Source organism: Desemzia sp. FAM 23988, from assembly GCF_045528365.1.
In the GTDB taxonomy this organism is placed as follows: domain Bacteria; phylum Bacillota; class Bacilli; order Lactobacillales; family Carnobacteriaceae; genus Desemzia.
Genome location: NZ_JBGQQS010000103.1, coordinates 1 through 253, shown reverse-complemented (window position 1 = coordinate 253; position 253 = coordinate 1). Strand labels below are relative to the sequence as shown.

The 253-nt window shown below is 47.4% G+C and carries 1 rRNA gene; it reads right to left on the bottom strand.

Annotated elements, in window-relative coordinates:
• Positions 1-23 precede the first annotated feature (23 nt).
• Positions 24-253: ribosomal RNA gene (locus ACEN4L_RS13630) — 23S ribosomal RNA — on the bottom strand; the annotation flags it as partial.

The following is a 253-nucleotide window of genomic DNA, read 5'->3' as shown; positions in this document are numbered from 1 at the left end:
TTCTTCGAATCCACCTAAAAACTTTGGTTAAGTCCTCGACCGATTAGTATTGGTCCGCTCCATCTATCACTAGACTTCCACTTCCAACCTATCTACCTGATCATCTTTCAGGGGTCTTACTCACTAACGTGATGGGAAATCTCATCTTGAGGGGGGCTTCACGCTTAGATGCTTTCAGCGTTTATCCCTTCCACACATAGCTACCCAGCGATGCTCTTGGCAGAACAACTGGTACACCAGCGGTGTGTCCATC